At 72.7% G+C, this 17,330-nt stretch carries 19 protein-coding genes; 8 read left to right on the forward strand and 11 right to left on the reverse strand.

Going from position 1 to position 17,330, the window contains the following annotated elements; translation table 11 throughout:
• Positions 1-22 precede the first annotated feature (22 nt).
• Both ABZ899_RS13175 and ABZ899_RS13180 read left to right on the forward strand, forming a co-directional pair.
• On the forward strand, positions 23-1,138 hold the full coding sequence (locus ABZ899_RS13175; RefSeq protein WP_361344932.1) for a magnesium and cobalt transport protein CorA: 1,116 nt from the start codon (positions 23-25) through the stop codon (positions 1,136-1,138).
• Between the two features lie 32 nt (positions 1,139-1,170).
• Complete coding sequence (locus ABZ899_RS13180; protein ID WP_361344934.1) at positions 1,171-1,683, forward strand: hypothetical protein; 513 nt, start codon at positions 1,171-1,173, stop codon at positions 1,681-1,683.
• Between the two features lie 8 nt (positions 1,684-1,691).
• Here ABZ899_RS13180 and ABZ899_RS13185 read toward each other — a convergent pair whose 3' ends face one another.
• Positions 1,692-2,441, reverse strand: coding sequence for a hypothetical protein (locus ABZ899_RS13185; protein WP_361344936.1), 750 nt, complete (start codon positions 2,439-2,441; stop codon positions 1,692-1,694).
• Positions 2,442-2,674: 233 nt separating this feature from the next.
• Here ABZ899_RS13185 and ABZ899_RS13190 point away from each other — a divergent pair, with 233 nt between their 5' ends.
• Genes ABZ899_RS13190 through ABZ899_RS13200 form a run of 3 tightly spaced genes read left to right on the forward strand, consistent with a single transcriptional unit; the run spans position 2,675 to position 5,736 of the window.
• Entirely contained in the window at positions 2,675-3,970 is a 1,296-nt protein-coding gene (locus ABZ899_RS13190) for a CBS domain-containing protein (RefSeq protein ID WP_361344938.1), read from the forward strand.
• On the forward strand, positions 3,960-4,559 hold the full coding sequence (locus ABZ899_RS13195) for a DUF1003 domain-containing protein (RefSeq protein WP_361344940.1): 600 nt from the start codon (positions 3,960-3,962) through the stop codon (positions 4,557-4,559). Before ABZ899_RS13190 ends, ABZ899_RS13195 begins: the two co-directional genes overlap by 11 nt.
• 43 nt (positions 4,560-4,602) lie before the next feature.
• Positions 4,603-5,736, forward strand: coding sequence for an Mrp/NBP35 family ATP-binding protein (locus tag ABZ899_RS13200; protein ID WP_361344941.1), 1,134 nt, complete (start codon positions 4,603-4,605; stop codon positions 5,734-5,736).
• Positions 5,737-5,815: 79 nt separating this feature from the next.
• Here the strand turns inward: ABZ899_RS13200 and ABZ899_RS13205 are convergent, their stop codons facing one another.
• From ABZ899_RS13205 to sigE, 5 genes are all read right to left on the reverse strand, one after another.
• On the reverse strand, positions 5,816-6,484 hold the full coding sequence (locus ABZ899_RS13205; protein ID WP_361344943.1) for a hypothetical protein: 669 nt from the start codon (positions 6,482-6,484) through the stop codon (positions 5,816-5,818).
• 217 nt (positions 6,485-6,701) lie between these two features.
• Positions 6,702-7,139, reverse strand: coding sequence for a sec-independent translocase (locus tag ABZ899_RS13210; RefSeq protein WP_361344945.1), 438 nt, complete (start codon positions 7,137-7,139; stop codon positions 6,702-6,704).
• Between the two features lie 140 nt (positions 7,140-7,279).
• Positions 7,280-9,169, reverse strand: a complete 1,890-nt coding sequence (locus ABZ899_RS13215) for a trypsin-like peptidase domain-containing protein (RefSeq protein ID WP_361344947.1) — start codon at positions 9,167-9,169, stop codon at positions 7,280-7,282.
• Between the two features lie 103 nt (positions 9,170-9,272).
• Positions 9,273-10,247, reverse strand: coding sequence for a zf-HC2 domain-containing protein (locus ABZ899_RS13220; protein WP_361344949.1), 975 nt, complete (start codon positions 10,245-10,247; stop codon positions 9,273-9,275).
• On the reverse strand, positions 10,244-11,014 hold the full coding sequence (gene sigE, locus ABZ899_RS13225; RefSeq protein WP_361344950.1) for an RNA polymerase sigma factor SigE: 771 nt from the start codon (positions 11,012-11,014) through the stop codon (positions 10,244-10,246). The genes ABZ899_RS13220 and sigE overlap by 4 nt, the downstream gene beginning before the upstream one ends.
• 163 nt (positions 11,015-11,177) lie before the next feature.
• On the opposite strand from sigE, the gene ABZ899_RS13230 reads away from it, so the two are divergent.
• Positions 11,178-11,876, forward strand: a complete 699-nt coding sequence (locus ABZ899_RS13230) for an O-methyltransferase (RefSeq protein WP_361345239.1) — start codon at positions 11,178-11,180, stop codon at positions 11,874-11,876.
• Between the two features lie 90 nt (positions 11,877-11,966).
• Here ABZ899_RS13230 and ABZ899_RS13235 read toward each other — a convergent pair whose 3' ends face one another.
• Positions 11,967-12,134 carry a DUF3117 domain-containing protein gene (locus ABZ899_RS13235; protein WP_003966491.1) on the reverse strand — a complete coding sequence of 56 codons (168 nt, stop codon included), beginning with the start codon at positions 12,132-12,134 and terminating at the stop codon, positions 11,967-11,969.
• A gap of 382 nt (positions 12,135-12,516) precedes the next feature.
• Between ABZ899_RS13235 and ABZ899_RS13240 the strand changes: the two genes are divergently transcribed.
• Entirely contained in the window at positions 12,517-13,320 is an 804-nt protein-coding gene (locus ABZ899_RS13240; protein WP_361344952.1) for an enoyl-CoA hydratase-related protein, read from the forward strand.
• A gap of 19 nt (positions 13,321-13,339) precedes the next feature.
• On the opposite strand, the gene ABZ899_RS13245 is transcribed toward ABZ899_RS13240, so the two are convergent.
• Positions 13,340-13,927 (reverse strand): DNA-3-methyladenine glycosylase I, encoded by a 588-nt coding sequence (locus ABZ899_RS13245; RefSeq protein ID WP_361344954.1) that lies wholly within the window; start codon positions 13,925-13,927, stop codon positions 13,340-13,342.
• Complete coding sequence (locus ABZ899_RS13250; RefSeq protein WP_361344956.1) at positions 13,924-14,280, reverse strand: DivIVA domain-containing protein; 357 nt, start codon at positions 14,278-14,280, stop codon at positions 13,924-13,926. Before ABZ899_RS13250 ends, ABZ899_RS13245 begins: the two co-directional genes overlap by 4 nt.
• 137 nt (positions 14,281-14,417) lie before the next feature.
• Between ABZ899_RS13250 and folP the strand changes: the two genes are divergently transcribed.
• Complete coding sequence (gene folP / locus ABZ899_RS13255; protein WP_361344957.1) at positions 14,418-15,278, forward strand: dihydropteroate synthase; 861 nt, start codon at positions 14,418-14,420, stop codon at positions 15,276-15,278.
• A gap of 31 nt (positions 15,279-15,309) precedes the next feature.
• On the opposite strand, the gene ABZ899_RS13260 is transcribed toward folP, so the two are convergent.
• Together ABZ899_RS13260 and dapE are read right to left on the reverse strand one after the other, a co-directional pair.
• Entirely contained in the window at positions 15,310-16,068 is a 759-nt protein-coding gene (locus ABZ899_RS13260) for a TIGR00730 family Rossman fold protein (protein ID WP_361344959.1), read from the reverse strand.
• A 118-nt stretch (positions 16,069-16,186) separates the two neighbouring features.
• Entirely contained in the window at positions 16,187-17,266 is a 1,080-nt protein-coding gene (gene dapE / locus ABZ899_RS13265; protein WP_361344961.1) for a succinyl-diaminopimelate desuccinylase, read from the reverse strand.
• Between the last annotated feature and the right edge of the window lie 64 nt (positions 17,267-17,330).

Below are 17,330 nucleotides of genomic sequence, written 5' to 3' on the forward strand. Positions count from 1 at the left end.
CCCGTCGCGAAGGAGCCTGCTCATGTCGATGATCCGCGACCTGCGTGCCGTGGTCCGTCCGTCCCGCATCTCGCTGCGCAAGGACGGCGGCCCCTACGAGACCACCCGTGATCCCGCGACGCCCTCCGCCGTCGTCGACTGCGCCGTCTACCGCGACGGCACCCGCCTGGCGACCGCGACGCCGCTGACGCCGCACGAGGCGATGCGCCAGGTGCGCCGCGACGGAGGCTTCGTCTGGATCGGGCTGCACGAGCCCACCGAGGCCGAATTCGCCGGTATCGCCAGCGAGTTCGGGCTGCACCCGCTGGCCGTCGAGGACGCCGTGCAGGCGCATCAGCGGCCCAAGCTGGAGCGCTACGACGACACCCTGTTCACCGTCTTCAAGACGGTCCACTACGTCGAGCACGACCGCCTCACCGCCAACAGCGAGGTCGTCGAGACAGGTGAGGTGATGTGCTTCACCGGCCGGGACTTCTTCATCACCGTCCGGCACGGCGGCCAGGGCTCGCTGCGGGCGCTGCGGCACCGCCTCCAGGACGACCCCGAGCTGCTCGCGAAGGGCCCGTCCGCGGTGCTGCACGCCATCGCCGACCACGTGGTGGACGGCTACATCGCCGTCGCCGACGCCGTGCAGGACGACATCGACGAGGTGGAGACCGAGGTCTTCTCGCCGGGCCGCAAGGGTGCGCCGCGCGGTACGGACGCCGGCCGGATCTACCAACTCAAGCGCGAGGTGCTGGAGTTCAAGCGGGCGGTGTCGCCGCTGCTGCGCCCGATGCAGCTGCTGAGCGAGCGGCCGATGCGGCTGATCGACCCCGACATCCAGAAATACTTCCGGGACGTCGCCGACCACGTCGCGCGCGTGCACGAGCAGGTCATCGGCTTCGACGAGCTGCTGAACTCGATCCTCCAGGCCAACCTCGCGCAGGCGTCCGTCGCGCAGAACGAGGACATGCGCAAGATCACCTCCTGGGCGGCGATCATCGCCGTCCCGACGATGGTCTGCGGGGTGTACGGCATGAACTTCGACTACATGCCGGAGACCCACTGGAAGTACGGCTACCCGGTGATCATGAGCGTGACGGTGGCCATCTGTCTGGGCATCCACCGCACGCTCAAGCGCAACGGCTGGCTCTGATCCGGCCGGGCCCCGCTGGATAGGCTTGGGCCATGACAAGCGAGCTGCTCGACCAGGCCCTCGTCGAGGAGGCCACGAAGAAGTCCGGCCTCGTCTGGGTCGCGGCGCCGGGTGTCCCGGCCCGCGCGCTGTGGCACGTGTGGCACGAGGGTGCCGCGTGTGTCGTGGGCGACGGCCCGGGTGAGCAGCCGCTGCCCGGCCTGGCCGACGGGGCGGTCGTCGAGGTCACCGTGCGCAGCAAGGACAAGGGCGGCCGGCTGGTGTCCTGGCCGGCGCGGGTCGTCGAGCTGGCGGCGCGGACCGAGGCGTGGGAGGCCGCGGTCGCCGACCTCAAGGGCAAGCGCCTGAACGCCCCGGACGGCGAGGCGATGCCCGAGCGCTGGGCGCGCGAGTGCCGGGTGCTGCGCCTGGAGCCGGCGGGAGCGGTGGCCCCGCTGCCCGACGGCTCCCTCGCCGAGGTCCCCGTGCCGACACCGGCGACGACCCGCCGCCCGATCCCCGCGGGACTGCCGCGGCTGCTCGCGAAGCGCCGCAAGCGCGGGTAGGCGCCGGGTCAGGACGACGGCAGCTGCTTGCCGTAGTCCACCGTGTCGTCCTTGTTCGGCTTCTCCAGCGGGAAGTCCTTGCCCCACGCCGAGAAGGTGAGGGTGCCGGCGCCGCCCGCACGGGTCAGGAGCAGCGGGTAGGGCTTGCCCTCCAGGGAGACGTCGAGGGTGCCGCCGTCGCCGCCGCCACCGGAGAGCCGGATGGTGCGCAGGCCCGCCTGCTCGTGGTGCCCGTCCGTCGTCACCTCGCCGTGCAGCACCAGCAGCCCGTCGAGCAGCACGTCCTTCTCGGTGAACCCGCTGAACTTCTTGTACGAGGGGTCGCCCTGCGGCACCTTCACGTACTTGCCGTCCAGCTTGTCGACTGCCGCCGCGTCCGCCTTGCCGTCGGTGCCCGCGTCGCTCCAGAAGCCGGCGTCGGCCTTCAGGAAGAGCTGCTCGCCGATGCGCAGCAGATGGAACGTGGACCCGCGCGCGGTGACCGATCCGGTCGCGCCGTCGGCGTTCAGCCGCATGTCGAGTCGGTAGGTGCGTCCGCTGGTGACCACGTTCCCCGAGAGGTGCACCGCCTGGGCGGAGTCGGCGGCGGCCCGGGTCTTGCGCTGGATCTCGGCCGGGGACAGTTTGCCGACCCCGTTGGTCCCCGCGTCGGGGTCCTCGCTGCTGCATCCCGTCAGCCCCGTCGCCGACACGACCAGGGCGCACACGGCGGACACCAGCGCGGCCTTGCGGGGGCGGCCGTGCGGAATCGCAGTCACAGGTGGGGCTGCCTTTCTGTCGTGGTACCCGAGCGGCGTACGGCAGCGTACCGGGGCGTCGGGCCCTGGGCGGAGCCAGTCCGTCCGGACCGCTCACCAGGGCGGACCGGATGCGGACGGGCTAGCCTGAAGCCCACCCGAGCGGGCAATTCGGAAAGGGCGCCCCCGGCGCGGCACCCCGCCCCAGCAGCACCAGGATTTCGGTCGACCCCGCACTCAGAGGAGCCTCAGCCATGGCAGCCGGCGCGCCCCGGATCTTCGTCTCGCACCTCGCCGGTGTCGCCGCGTTCGACCCGAACGGCGACCAGGTGGGCCGGGTGCGGGACCTGGTCGTCATGCTGCGCGTCGGCCGGCGCCCGCCGCGGCTGCTCGGCCTGGTGGTGGAACTGTCCACCCGGCGCCTCATCTTCCTGCCGATGACGCGGGTGACCAGCATCGAGTCCGGCCAGGTCATCACCACCGGGGTGCTGAACGTCCGCCGGTTCGAGCAGCGGCCCACCGAGCGGCTGGTCTTCGGCGAGTTGCTCGACCGGCGCGTCACCCTCGTCGAGACCGGCGAGGAGGTCACCGTGCTGGACCTGTCGGTGCGGCAGCTGCCCGCCCGCCGTGACTGGGAGATCGACAAGGTGTTCGTCCGCAAGGGCGGCCGGGGCGGCGCCTTCCGGCGGGCCAAGGGCGAGTCGCTGACGGTCGAGTGGTCCGCCGTCACCGGGTTCTCGCTGGAGGAGCAGGGGCAGGGCGCGGAGAGCCTGCTGGCCACGTTCGAACAGCTGCGTCCCGCCGACCTCGCCAACGTGCTGCACCACCTCTCCCCCAAGCGCCGTGCCGAGGTCGCCGCGGCCCTGGACGACGACCGCCTCGCCGACGTGCTGGAGGAGCTGCCGGAGGACGACCAGATCGAGATCCTCGGCAAGCTGAAGCAGGAGCGCGCCGCCGACGTCCTGGAGGCCATGGACCCCGACGACGCGGCCGACCTGCTCGGGGAGCTGCCCACGGACGAGCAGGAGCGGCTGCTGAACCTGATGCAGCCCTCGGACGCGGCCGACATGCGCCGTCTGATGTCGTACGAGGAGCACACGGCGGGCGGTCTGATGACGACCGAGCCGATCATCCTGCGGCCCGACGCCACCGTCGCCGACGCCCTGGCCCGCATCCGGCACCCCGACCTGTCCCCGGCCCTGGCCGCCCAGGTCTACGTCTGCCGGCCGCCCGACGAGACCCCCACCGGCAAGTACCTCGGCACGGTCCACTTCCAGCGCCTGCTGCGCGACCCGCCGTACACCCTGGTCAGCTCCATGGTGGACGAGGCGCTGGAGGCCCTGTCGCCGGACGCGGCGCTGCCGGTCGTCGCCGGGTTCTTCGCGACGTACGACATGGTCGCGGCGCCCGTCGTCGACGACTCGGGGTCGCTGCTGGGTGCGGTCACCGTGGACGACGTCCTGGACCACATGCTGCCCGACGACTGGCGGGAGACCGAGTTCCACCTGGACGAGGACCCCGGCGAGGGGGTGGGCGCGGATGGCTCCTGACCGCGAGGGCGGCGGACGCGACCGCGCCACGGCGGGCGCGACCGCCGCCGGACGGGGACCGCGGGCCCGGCTGGACCAGCCGCGCCCACCGCGCCGCCGCATCCTGCCCGAGTGGGACCCGGACGCCTTCGGACGGCTGTCGGAGCGGATCGCCCGGTTCATCGGCACCGGACGGTTCCTGGTCTGGATGACGATCGTGATCATCCTGTGGGTGCTGTGGAACATCGCGGCGCCCAGCGAACTGCGCTTCGACGAGTACCCGTTCATCTTCTTGACCCTGGCGCTGTCCCTGCAGGCGTCGTACGCCGCCCCGCTGATCCTGCTCGCGCAGAACCGGCAGGACGACCGGGACCGGGTCAACCTCGAACAGGACCGCAAGCAGAACGAGCGGTCGATCGCCGACACCGAGTACCTGACCCGCGAGATCGCGGCGCTGCGGGTCGGCCTGGGTGAGGTCGCCACCCGCGACTGGATGCGCTCGGAGCTGCAGGACCTGATGAAGGAACTGGAGGAGCGGCAGAACGGGCATCGCGACGGCGGGGTATTCCCGGCGGGACGGTCACCGGGACGTGACGTAGACGACCGCTGACGGCCTTACCGGGGCATGGCTACCGGGCCGTACCATCGTCCTTATGGCTACGGAAGACGCGGTGCGCGAGGCACTGGCGACGGTGAACGACCCCGAGATCAACCGCCCCATCACCGAGCTGGGGATGGTCAAGTCGGTGGAGATCGGTGCGGACGGTGCGGTCGCGGTCGCCGTGTACCTGACGGTCTCCGGCTGCCCGATGCGCGACACCATCACGCAGCGCGTGACGGACGCGGTCTCCCGCGTCGACGGCGTGACCCGGGTCGACGTCACGCTCGACGTGATGAGCGACGAGCAGCGCAAGGAGCTGGCGAACGCCCTGCGCGGCGGTCAGGCCGAGCGTGAGGTCCCCTTCGCCAAGCCGGGCAGCCTGACCCGTGTGTACGCGGTCGCCTCCGGCAAGGGCGGCGTCGGCAAGTCCTCGGTCACGGTGAACCTGGCGGCGGCCATGGCGGCCGACGGTCTGAAGGTGGGCGTCGTCGACGCCGACATCTACGGGCACAGCGTGCCGCGCATGCTGGGCGCCGACGGACGCCCGACCCAGGTCGAGAACATGATCATGCCGCCGTCGGCGAACGGCGTGAAGGTCATCTCCATCGGCATGTTCACCCCGGGCAACGCGCCCGTGGTGTGGCGCGGCCCGATGCTGCACCGCGCGCTCCAGCAGTTCCTCGCGGACGTCTACTGGGGCGACCTCGACGTCCTGCTCCTGGACCTGCCGCCCGGCACCGGCGACATCGCGATCTCGGTCGCCCAGCTCGTCCCGAACGCCGAGATCCTGGTCGTGACGACCCCGCAGCAGGCCGCGGCCGAGGTGGCCGAGCGGGCCGGCTCCATCGCCGTCCAGACGCACCAGAAGATCGTCGGGGTGGTCGAGAACATGTCGGGCCTGCCCTGCCCGCACTGCGGCGAGATGGTCGACGTGTTCGGCACCGGCGGCGGCCAGACGGTTGCCGACGGGCTGACCCGCACCACCGGCACCAGCGTCCCGGTCCTCGGCAGCATCCCGATCGACGTCCGCCTCCGCGAGGGCGGCGACGAGGGCAAGCCGGTCGTGCTGACCGACCCGGACTCCCCTGCGGGCGCCGCCCTGCGCTCGATCGCGGGCAAGCTGGGCGGCCGCCAGCGCGGCCTGTCGGGCCTGTCGCTGGGGATCACCCCGAAGAACAAGTTCTGACCCGCCCTCAGGGGCGTACGTACGCCGAAGGGGCGCCGCGGGGTTCGCGGCGCCCCTTCGGCGTGCGGGGAACGTGGTGTCACGCGTAGGACGCGATGTCCTTGATCATGGCGAAGGCCAGGCCGTACGCGCTCATGCCGCGGCCGTACGCGCCCACGTGGACGCCCTCCTGGGTGGAGCCCGCGAGGACCCAGCCGAACTCGGACTCCCGGTAGTGGAACGGGGTGGGCACCCCGTCCACCGGCAGGGACAGCGTCGACCAGTCCGGTCCGTCGAGGTCGTCGGCCAGGGCCCACGCCGTCTCGGTCTGCTGGTCGAGCCAGTCGTCGCGCAGCGAGTAGTCCATCTGGGCCGGCCAGGTGAAGGACAGCAGTCCCACGCCGGCCAGCCAGGCCGCCGAGGACACCGTGGTGGCCTCCAGCAGCCCCGTGCCGTCGGCGCTGCGGCGGGACGGGTTGGCGGCGACGGTCACCACCACCGCGAACTTCTCGCGGCCCTCCGCCGCCTCGTTGAGCACGGACGGCTCGTCACCGTGCCCGATCGAACCGTGTTCCACGGCCCCGTCGGCCGCAGTGCCGACCTGCATCAGCCAGCGCGGCCCGGTGAACGCCTCGTCGAGGCCGTACCAGGGGAAGGGCGCCAGCAGATAGCCGTCGACCGTACGCCGGGCGGGGGCGACCTGCCGGCCGCTCTCCTCGGTCGATGCCTGCGCGACCGCCCGACTCGTCGTCTGACTCGTCGTCTCCATGTGCCCGGACGCCTCCTCGATCTCGCCGGACCAGCCCGGCCCGCCCCCCTTCGGGCGTACTCGTCCGGTCCGCACAACAACTCGGCAGCATAGCCACACCGCTGCTGACAGCCGGGAAGCCGCCCGGCGCGCGGGGCGCGTGGGCGGCGCGTTCAGGCCGTGCGGGGGCCCTGCCGGAGTATGAGAAGCGTCACGTCCGGACGGGGTACCGGGCTGCTCAGGTGGCGTCGGCGTCGTACGGCGGGTGCTCGACGCGCGGGGTCTCCGGCTTCTTCGTCATGTCGACACGGCCACCGGCCGACCCGGCGGACGGCATGGCCGGCGGCTCGGTCTCCCGGCTGTGGACGGCGTCGGTGACCTCGGCCATCTCCTTCTTCAGGTCGAAGCCGTTGCGGATCTCCTTCAGCCCCAGGTCCTCGTTGTCCAGCTGCTTGCGGATGAAGGTCTTGGGGTTGAGGTCCTCGAACTCGAAGTCCTTGAACTCCGGGCCGAGTTCCTTGCGGATGTCCTGCTTGGCGCTCTCCGAGAACTCGCGGATCTTTCGGATCGTCCGCGTGACGTCCTGGATGACCTTGGGGAGCTTGTCCGGACCGAAGACGAGCACGGCGAGGACGATCAGCGTCGCCAGCTCGAGCGGTCCTATGTCATTGAACACCTGAAGCTCCTTGCGATGTCCTCGGTCCTCGGCCCTCGGTGGTCGCTTGCGGGTCTTTCCGTGGTCCGGGCCGCCCCCACGTTACCCGGCCATCCACCACGACCGGTACTGTGCCGGGCGGTGTGAGACCGGTGTGAGTGTCACCGCCCGCTCGACGAGCCCAGCGTCAACCTCAGCATGATCTCCCTGCCGTCCCGCTTCAGGGTCAGTTCCAGGCGGTCGCCCGGGCGATGGGCGCGGGTCTTGATGATCAGTTCCTCGCCGGAGTGCACGCGTGCCCCGTCGATCTCGGTGATGACGTCGCCTGGTTCGATGCCGGCCTTGGCGCCTGGTCCGCCCCTGGTGACGGCGGGACCCCCGTCGCTGTCCTTCGTGCCGACCCGGGCGCCGTCGCCGGAGTACTCCATGTCCAGGGTGACGCCGATCACCGGGTGGGTGGCCCTGCCGGTGTTGATCAGTTCCTCGGCGACGCGCGTGGCCTGGTTGACCGGGATGGCGAAGCCGAGGCCGATGGAGCCGGCCTGGCCGCCGTCGGGCTCGGCGCCGCTGCCCGCGGAACGGATGGCGGAGTTGATGCCGACGACCCGTCCGGCGCCGTCGAGCAGCGGGCCGCCGGAGTTGCCGGGGTTGATGGGCGCGTCGGTCTGCAGGGCGTCGACGTACGACACGTCGCTGCCGTCCCCGCTCTCGCCGCCGGCGGTGATGGGGCGCTGCTTGGCGCTGATGATGCCGGAGGTGACGGTGCCTTCGAGGTCGAAGGGGGCGCCGATGGCGACGACGGGGTCGCCGACCTGGACGTTCTCGGAGTTGCCGAGCGGCAGGGGCCGCAGTCCGCTGACGCCGGTGACCTTCACGACCGCGAGGTCGTAGCCGCTGTCCCGGCCGACCACGGTGGCCTTGGCGGTGTCGCCGCTGTGGAAGGTCACCGATATCTCGCCGTCGTCCCCGGCGGGTTCGACGACGTGGTTGTTGGTGAGGATGTGACCGCGGTCGTCGAGCACGAACCCGGTGCCGGTCCCCTGCTCCGAACGGCCGCTCACATGCAGGGTCACGACGCTGGGCAGGGCCCGGGCGGCGATCCCGGCGACACTGTCCGCGGCCCGGCCGGGCGCCTCGACGCCGGCCTGCGGCAGCTTCACTGTGTCCAGGCCGCCGTTGCGTTCGAGATAGGTCCCGAGGGCGCCGCCGACACCGCCGGAGACGAGGGCGATCACCAGGGCGCCGACGAGGAGCGCCCCCTTCGCGCGCCCGCGCCGCCGCACCCCGGCGCCCGCACCGCTCTCCTGCAGGGGCGCGGCCGCCCGTTCCGCCGCGCGCGCCCAGGGGTCGTAGTTCCGCCAGGGGTCGACGGGGGCGCCGGCGGCCGTGGGCACGGCGGGCGGCGGCGCGTCCGCGAAGGCGGGGTCGGGCACGGCGTGGGCGGGGGTGCCGGGGGTCGCCGGGTGGTGGGGTGCGGGCGGGCCGGGCACGGCGGCTGCCACCGGGGTGCCGTGGGCAGGGGTGGCCGCCGGGTGCTGGACCGGCGGGGCGGGAGCCCAGGGGCCGGGCTCACCGTAGGGCGGCGTGCTGTAGGGGTCGGGGTCGTGCAGGGGCCGCGGGCTCGTGTCCTGGGGCGGGGCGGGGGTGACGGGAGCCTCGGTCGCGGTGGCGGGAGCCGGCGCGGCTTCCGTGCCCGTCCCGGCCGTTTCCGCCGGGGTGCCGGGGTCCGAGGCGGGAGCGGCCGGTGTCTCTGCCGCCGTGCCCGTTCCGGCGTTTCCCTGACCGCCGCGCGGCTGGGGTACCGACGGCCGTCGCGGGCCGGCGAGTTCGAAGTCGCCGGCCGCGGTGGCCCGGGCCTCGGAGGCGGGCGGAAGGGTGTAGTCGCCGTCCGTGCCCGGTGTCTCCTCGGGCCTCGCGGGGCGGGCCAGTTCGAAGTCGCCGTCGGCGGAACCGCCGGAAGGGGCCGGGACGGTGTCCTCCGCCGCCGGGGAACCCTCGTGCGGCCGGGGGCGGTTCCACCACTTCGCCCGCGTGGGCTTCCCCTCGTCCATGCTCTGCTTCCTACTCACATCGGCCACCCGTCCGGCGGGCACGCGGACGCGCGGCCCACCCCGGATTCAACCAGGTTCGTGGGCCGCCGCGCAGAGGGCCGGGTCAGGGTCCGGTGGCCGGGGAGACGGAGGGTGAGGAGGTCGCGCCGGGGACGGGTGCGGCGAGCAGGCCCGGGGTGGCGGTGGTCCCGGAGTCCTTGGACCAGGAGGTGAGGCTGAGCGGCGGGGTGGCGCTCAGCGGACGTATCAGCGGGGACATGGCGGCGGCGCCGGCCACCACGGGGGCCGTCAGGGACCGCATGTCCTGGGCCACCGACGAGGCCGGCGTCCCAGGCAGCAGGGGAGCGGGCGTCCTGGTCGGGGCGACCGGGGTCCGCGCCGCTCCCGACGCCTGCCCCTGCACGAGCAGCGGGCCGGCGCCCCTGCGGCGCTGGGTGTCCGGGACCGTGCCGGCGCCGGTGCCGGTGCCCTGGGAGCGGGCCGGGGTCACATTGCTGCCGCCGGAGCCGCCGCGCGCCTCCGTGTCGGTGGGCACGCTGCCGGTGACCCCGCCGAGCGCGAGGGCGGCCAGCGACACGGCCCCGGCCGCGACGAAGGCGAACCGCATCCGGGAGGACGCGGAGCGGTCGGTGTCCTGACGTCCGTTCACCGGGTGGGTGCGGAAGCCCCGGTCGGCTGCGGTGAACGCGACGTGCCCGCCCGAGGGGACGTACCCGAACTCGAACGCGTCGTCCCGGCTCACTCCGAAGACGCCCGCGGTGCCCGGCCGTCCGGCCGGCCCGAACCCGCCCCCGCCGAGCGGCGAGCCGCCGCCGTCCAGGTCACCTCCCCCGGGGAGGCCCTGAAGGCGGGCCAGGAAGCTCTCGGAGGGCGGCGGGGGTGCCGCCTCCGCGAAGACGTTCTTCAGCCGGCGCTGTGCGTCGACCTCGGCCTTGCACCGGGCGCAGGTCGCCAGGTGGGCCAGGACGCGCTCACGCGTCTCATGACCGAGCTCTCCGTCCACGAGGGCGGAGAGTCGGTCGCCAAGGTGCTGCTCGGCGAGGAGCCGTTCGGTGGGGTCGGGTCGAAGGCCGCTCACGCGCTCGTGCCCCCTCCCCCCAGAGCGGCCACGCGCGGCACGAAGGAGCGGCGCTCGGCGCGCGCCTCCGGCGAGCGGTGGGCGAGGGCCTTGCGCAGCTGCGAGCGGCCGCGGTGGATCCGCGAGCGGACGGTGCCGAGCTTGACGCCGAGGGTCGCGGCGATCTCCTCGTACGACAGGCCCTCGATGTCGCACAGGACGACCGCGGCACGGAACTCCGGCGCCAGGGTGTCGAGGGCCTGCTGGACGTCCGCGTCGAAGTGGGCGTCGTTGAAGACCTGTTGGGGCGTGGGCTCCTTGCTGGGGAGCCGCTCGGCGGCGTCCTCGCCCAGCGCGTCGAAGCGGATGCGCTGCTTGCGGCGCACCATGTCCAGGAACAGGTTGGTGGTGATGCGGTGCAGCCAGCCCTCGAAGGTGCCCGGCGTGTAGGTCGACAGGGAGCGGAAGACACGGACGAAGACCTCCTGGGTGAGGTCCTCGGCATCGTGCTGATTGCCCGTGAGCCGGTAGGCGAGCCGGTAGACGCGGCCGCTGTGCGTGCTGACGATCTCCTCCCAGGTGGGCGGAGTCCACGCCTGCCCGTCCGCGTCGGTGGAGAAGGTCGCGGTCTGGGCGAAGTCGCCGGCGTGGCTGTGGTCAGCGGTGTCGTTCACGGATTTCGGCCTGCCCGCCGATCCGAGGAAGCGCCGCAGCACCCCTCCCCGATCCCCAGGCGCGGCCGCACCTCCCCTATCGGCTCTGGTGGTGTCCAGTGGAGCCCCTACCATAGCCACCTCGCCCGTTAGCTCCGGATAAGCGGTTTTACGAGTGTTTGAACTGGGCTGACACGGCTGGTGCGCCTGCGTCAGCACTTGCTCGCGACCCTGCTCGCCATCGTGATCCAACCGTGTCCCCCCGCTCGTCCTCACACCCTTCCAAACGCGCGGTCCCATCTGCGGGTTCCCGGGCGCAACGGATACAGTCACGCCGAGGCAACCACGGGGACAGGAGAGGGTCATTACCGGCAACCGGCAGACGAGCTGGGCGTTCGCCGACGCCTACGTCGCCGAGGACGACGTCCTGCGCTGGGCCCGCGACCGGGCCCGGGAGGCGGGGCTGCGCTCGGTGTCGCCCGGCACGGGCGCCGCGCTGGGGTTGCTCGCCGCGACCGTGGACGCCAAGGCGGTCGCGGAGATCGGCACCGGCACCGGCGTGTCCGGCATCCACCTGCTGCACGGGATGCGCCCGGACGGGGTCCTGACCACCGTGGACTCGGAGCCCGAGCACCAGCAGTTCGCCCGCCAGGCCTTCCGCGCCGCGGGGTTCGCCAGCAACCGCGCCCGTTTCATCCCGGGCCGCGCCCTGGACGTCCTGCCCCGCCTCGCGGACGCCGGTTACGACCTCGTCTTCTGCGACGGCGACCGGCTGGAGTTCCTCGACTATCTCGCCGAATCGTTGCGTCTGCTGCGCCCCGGGGGTCTGGTGGCCTTCGAGGGCGTCTTCGCCAACGGCCGTACCGTCGACTCCGGACCGCAGCCCACCGAGGTGATACGCGTCCGGGAGCTGCTGCGGGCGGTGCGGGAGAGCCAGGAGCTGGTCCCGTCGCTGCTTCCGGTGGGCGACGGGCTGCTGTGCGCGGTCAGGCGCTGAGGGGCGTCGCGGGGGCCGTGGGCCCGGAAACCAGCGGCCCCGGCATCCGTGGAATGCCGGGGCCACCGAAAGGGTAGGGTCGCTTCCGCGTCAGCCGACGACCTTCTTGAGGGCGTCGCCGAGCGCGTCGGCCTCGTCAGGGGTCAGCTCGACGACGAGCCGACCGCCGCCTTCGAGCGGAACGCGCATGACGATGCCCCGCCCCTCCTTGGTCACCTCGAGCGGGCCATCGCCCGTCCGCGGCTTCATGGCCGCCATGCTCGTTCCCCTTCCTGAAACCAGCTCATCGTCAAAGCCGACGGCCCCATGGAGGGCACGTGTCTCGCGAGTGAGACACGCGACACCGGCATCGAACACATTGCTTCCCAGCCATTATCCCGCATCTCAGGACCCGATGACCAACATCGGTCGGCATCGCTTGAGCAACGCGCGCGAGCAAAACCACTCAATTCGGCGATGTGGCTGCGATACTGCGCCACCGCGCACACTTCGGCCGTACACGCCCGGGCGTGCATTCTTTGACGCAGGTCACACGTCCCGTGCCCGTGGCGGCCCGTGATCTCCGCCATGCTGTCCCCAGACATGGGCGTACCGACGAGTACGAGTACGCCCGGAGCCGCCGCACCGGAGGGGATACGCCATGGCCGACACCGTGCTCTACGAGGTGAGCGACGGGCTGGCGACGATCACGCTGAACCGCCCAGACGCGATGAACGCGCTGAACATCGCCGCGAAGGTCGCCCTGCGGGACGCGGTCGAGGCCGCCGCGGGCGACGACGCCGTCCGGGCCGTGCTGCTCACGGCGGCCGGGGAGCGGGCGTTCTGCGTGGGTCAGGACCTGAAGGAGCACATCGGGCTGCTGGCGTCCGACCGGGAGACCGGGACGAAGCTGACCATGACCACGGTCAAGGAGCACTACAACCCGATCACCCTGGCACTGGCCGGGATGCGGAAGCCGGTCGTGGCCGGGGTGAACGGCGTCGCCGCCGGGGCGGGCCTCGGCTTCGCGCTGGCCGCGGACTACCGGGTGGTGGCGGAGACGGCCGCCTTCAACACGTCGTTCGCCGGCGTCGCGCTGACCGCGGACTCCGGGATCTCCTGGACGCTGCCGCGGGTCGTGGGCCCGAGCCGCGCCACCGACCTGCTGCTCTTCCCGCGCAACATCGGCGCGCAGGAGGCGTACGACCTCGGGATCGCGAACCGGCTCGTGCCGGCGGCGGAGCTGCGCGCCGAGGCCGAGCGGGTGGCCCGGGGACTCGCCGCGGGCCCGACGGTGGCGTACGCGGCGATCAAGGAGGCGGTGGCGTTCGGGTTGTCGCACTCCCTGGAGGAGACCCTCGAGAAGGAGGACGAGCTGCAGACGCGCGCGGGCACCTCCGAGGACCACGCGATCGCGGTGCAGGCGTTCGTCAAGAAGGAGAAGCCGACGTACCTGGGCCGCTGAGCGGAGGGCGCCGCCCGCGTCAGGCGGCGCCCCGCGCCACGCATCCCGCCAGATGGTCGTCGACCAGGCCGCACGCCTGCATCAGGGCGTACGCCGTCGTCGGGCCGACGAACCTGAGGCCGCGCTTCTTCAGCGCCTTCGACAGGGCCGTCGACTCGGGGGTGATCGCGGGGACGTCCGCCAGGCTCTTCGGGACCGGGCGGGCGGCCGGGTCCGGGGCGTGGGACCAGATCAGGGCGTCGAGCTCGCCCGGGGCCCAGTCGGCCAGCACCTTCGCGTTGGCCACGGTCGCCTCGATCTTCAGCCGGTTACGGATGATCCCGGCGTCGGCGAGGAGGCGTTCCTTGTCGGCTTCCGTGAAGGTGGCGACCCGGGCGATCTCGAACCCGGCGAAGGCCGCCCGGAAGCCCTCGCGGCGGCGCAGGATCGTGATCCAGGACAGGCCCGACTGGAAGGCCTCCAGGCTGAGCCGTTCGTACAGGGCGTCGTCGCCGTGGACGGGGCGGCCCCACTCCTCGTCGTGGTAGGCCACGTAGTCCGGGGTGGACAGGGCCCAGGGGCAGCGCAGGGTGCCGTCCGGGCCCGCGAGGGCCGTGCCGTCGCTCACCGCTGGTCCTCCTGGTCGGGCTTCTCCATGGAGAGCCGGCCCCGCGGCGCCCGCGCGCCGGCGAGCGCGGACTCCAGGTCGGCGATGCGGGCGTCGCGCTCGGCGAGCTCGGCGCCGAGGCGGCTGAGGGCGTCGTCGACGTCGGCCATGCGGTAGCCGCGGGCGGCGAGCGGGAAGCGCAGGCCCTCGACGTCGGCGCGGCCGACCGGGCGGTCCGGCGGCAGCGGGGCGTCCAGCCGCTCGGGCGCGGCCTCCGGGAGCGGTCCGTCGCCTTCGCCGCCGCCCACCACGGCGAGCGTCACCGCGCCGACCACGACGGCCAGCGCGACGACCAGGAACAAGAACATGAGCATCGCTGTGGCCCCCACGGTCCGTGATGCGAGCGGTCGGGTGTGTCAGGGTCCGATCGTGCCATGCGACGCTGACGGTTAGGGTCGCAGGCGGCCACAAGGCCGTACGCAGCGGGAACGTCGAGGGAAGGTCACAGGGGATGCTCAGGCTGGGCGGTCGTGAGTTCGGCGCGCACGAACCGGTGGTCATGGCGATCGTGAACCGGACCCCGGACTCCTTCTACGACCAGGGGGCGACGTTCCACGACGAGCCGGCTCTCGCGCGCGTGGAGCAGGCCGTGGCCGAGGGCGCGGCCATCATCGACATCGGCGGGGTCAAGGCGGGGCCCGGCGAGGAGGTGACCGCGCGGGAGGAGGCGAGGCGGACGGTCGGGTTCGTGGCGGAGGTGCGCCGGCGCTTCCCGGACGTCGTGATCAGCGTGGACACCTGGCGCGCCGAGGTCGGTGCCGCGGTGTGCGAGGCGGGTGCCGATCTGCTGAACGACGCCTGGGGCGGTGTGGACCCCGCTCTGGCGGAGGTCGCGGCCCGCTACGGGGTGGGCCTGGTCTGCACGCACGCCGGGGGTGCCCGGCCCCGCACCCGGCCGCACCGGGTGACGTACGACGATGTCGTGGCGGACATCCTGCGGGTGACCGTGGGCCTGGCGGAGCGGGCGCTCGCGCTGGGCGTGCCCCGCGAGTCGATCCTGATCGACCCGGGTCACGACTTCGGGAAGAACACCCGGCACAGCCTGGAGGCGACCCGGCGGCTCGGGGAGATGGTGGAGACGGGCTGGCCGGTGCTGGTCTCCCTCTCCAACAAGGACTTCGTCGGGGAGACCCTGGACCGGCCGGTCAAGGAGCGGGTGGTCGGGACGCTCGCGACCACCGCGGTGTCCGCCTGGCTGGGCGCCCAGGTGTACCGGGTGCACGAGGTGGCGGAGACCCGGCAGGTGCTGGACATGGTGGCGTCGATCGCCGGGCACCGGCCGCCGGCCGTGGCGCGGCGGGGGCTGGCCTGAGCCCCCGGCCACGCCCGTCACCCGCCCGGGGTCAGCGGCCCGCCTCCTTGGAGACCAGGGTCACCGCCTCGTCCACGTCGTCGGTGACGTGGAACAGCAGCAGGTCCTTCTCGGACGCCTTGCCCTGGGCCACCAGGGTGTCGGTCAGCCAGTCCACCAGGCCGCCCCAGTACTCGGTGCCGAACAGCACGATCGGGAAGCGGGTGACCTTCTGGGTCTGGACGAGGGTGAGGGCCTCGAAGAGTTCGTCGAGGGTGCCGAGGCCGCCCGGGAGCACCACGAACCCCTGGGCGTACTTGACGAACATCATCTTGCGGACGAAGAAGTACCGGAAGTTCAGGCCGATGTCGACGTAGGGGTTGAGGCCCTGTTCGAAGGGCAGCTCGATGCCCAGGCCGACGGAGGTCCCGTTCGCTTCGAGGGCGCCCTTGTTGGCCGCCTCCATGGCGCCGGGGCCGCCCCCGGTGATCACGGCGAAGCCGGCCTCTACCAGGCCCCGGCCCAGCCGCACCCCGGCCTCGTACTCCGGGGAGTCCACCGGGGTGCGCGCGGAGCCGAAGACGCTGATCGCGGGCGGCAGTTCCGCGAGCGTGCCGAAGCCCTCGATGAACTCGGACTGGATGCGCAGGACCCGCCAGGGGTCGGTGTGGACCCAGTCCGTGGGGGCGCGCTCGTCCAGCAGGCGCTGGTCCGTGGTGCCGGCCTGCACCTGGTGGCGCCGGCGCAGCACCGGCCCCAGCCGCTGCTCGTCGGGTGGCTGCTTCTTCCCCTCGGGGTTACCGGTAGCCATGTGCGCTCCCTCCGTGTGGCAGGACGTTCCACCTCAGCGTAGATCTACGCGGGTTACCTGCGGGGGACGTCAGCATGTCCGCGCCGCGACGTCCCAAACCCCCGGCGCGCCGATCGGCTCACGCCGTGAGCCACGCCCGCAGCCGCTCCTCCCCCGCGAGGATCTTCGCGGTCTCGACGCGTTCGTCCCGCTTGTGCGCCAGGTGCGGGTTGCCGGGGCCGTAGTTGACGGCGGGGACGCCGAGGGAGGAGAAACGGGAGACGTCCGTCCAGCCGTACTTGGGCCGCGGGGTGCCTCCGACGGCCTCCATGAAGGCCGCGGCGGCCGGGTGGGACAGTCCGGGCAGGGCGCCGCCGCTGTGGTCGTCCACGACGAACTCCTCGACGCCGCAGTCGGCGAACACCTCGCGGACGTGCGCGACGGCCTCCTCCTCGGTGCGGTCCGGGGCGTAGCGGAAGTTCACGGTGACGACGCACTCGTCGGGGATGACGTTGCCCGCGACGCCGCCGGAGATGCCGACCGCGTTGAGGCCCTCCCGGTACTCCAGGCCGTCGATCACCGGGTACCGCGGCTCGTACGAGGCGAGGCGGGCCAGGATCGGGGAGGCCGCGTGGATGGCGTTCGAGCCCATCCAGGAGCGGGCGGAGTGGGACCGCTCCCCCGTGGTCCTCAGCAGCACGCGCAGGGTGCCCTGGCAGCCGCCCTCGACCTCGCCGTCCGAGGGCTCCAGGAGCACCGCGAAGTCGCCCTCGAGCCACTGCGGGCGGTTCTCCGCGATGTGCTTGAGGCCGTTGAGGTCGGCGGTGACCTCCTCGTTGTCGTAGAAGACGAAGGTGAGGTCGCGGTTGGGGGCCGGGACGGTGGCCGCGATGCGGAGCTGGACGGCGACGCCGGACTTCATGTCGCAGGTGCCGCAGCCCCACAGGACGCCGTCGTCGTCCAGCCGCGAGGGCACGTTGTCCGCGATCGGCACGGTGTCGATGTGCCCGGCGAGGATGACCCGCTCCGGCCGGCCGAGGTCGGTGCGCGCCAGGACGTTGTTGCCGTACCGCTCGACCGTCAGGTGCGGCAGGGCGCGCAGGGCGCCCTCGATGGCGTCCGCGAGGGGCTTCTCCGAGCCGCTGACGGAGGGGAAGTCGACCAGCCGGGCGGTGAGCCGGGCGGCGTCGAGGCTGAGGTCAAGGGAGGTGTCGGCCATGGGGCCGACCCTAACCCCCGGTCCTGGCCTGCGGCCCGGTCCCTCTTTTCCCACCGTCCGCCTA

Source organism: Streptomyces sp. NPDC046859 (assembly GCF_040645135.1).
Taxonomy (GTDB): domain Bacteria; phylum Actinomycetota; class Actinomycetes; order Streptomycetales; family Streptomycetaceae; genus Streptomyces.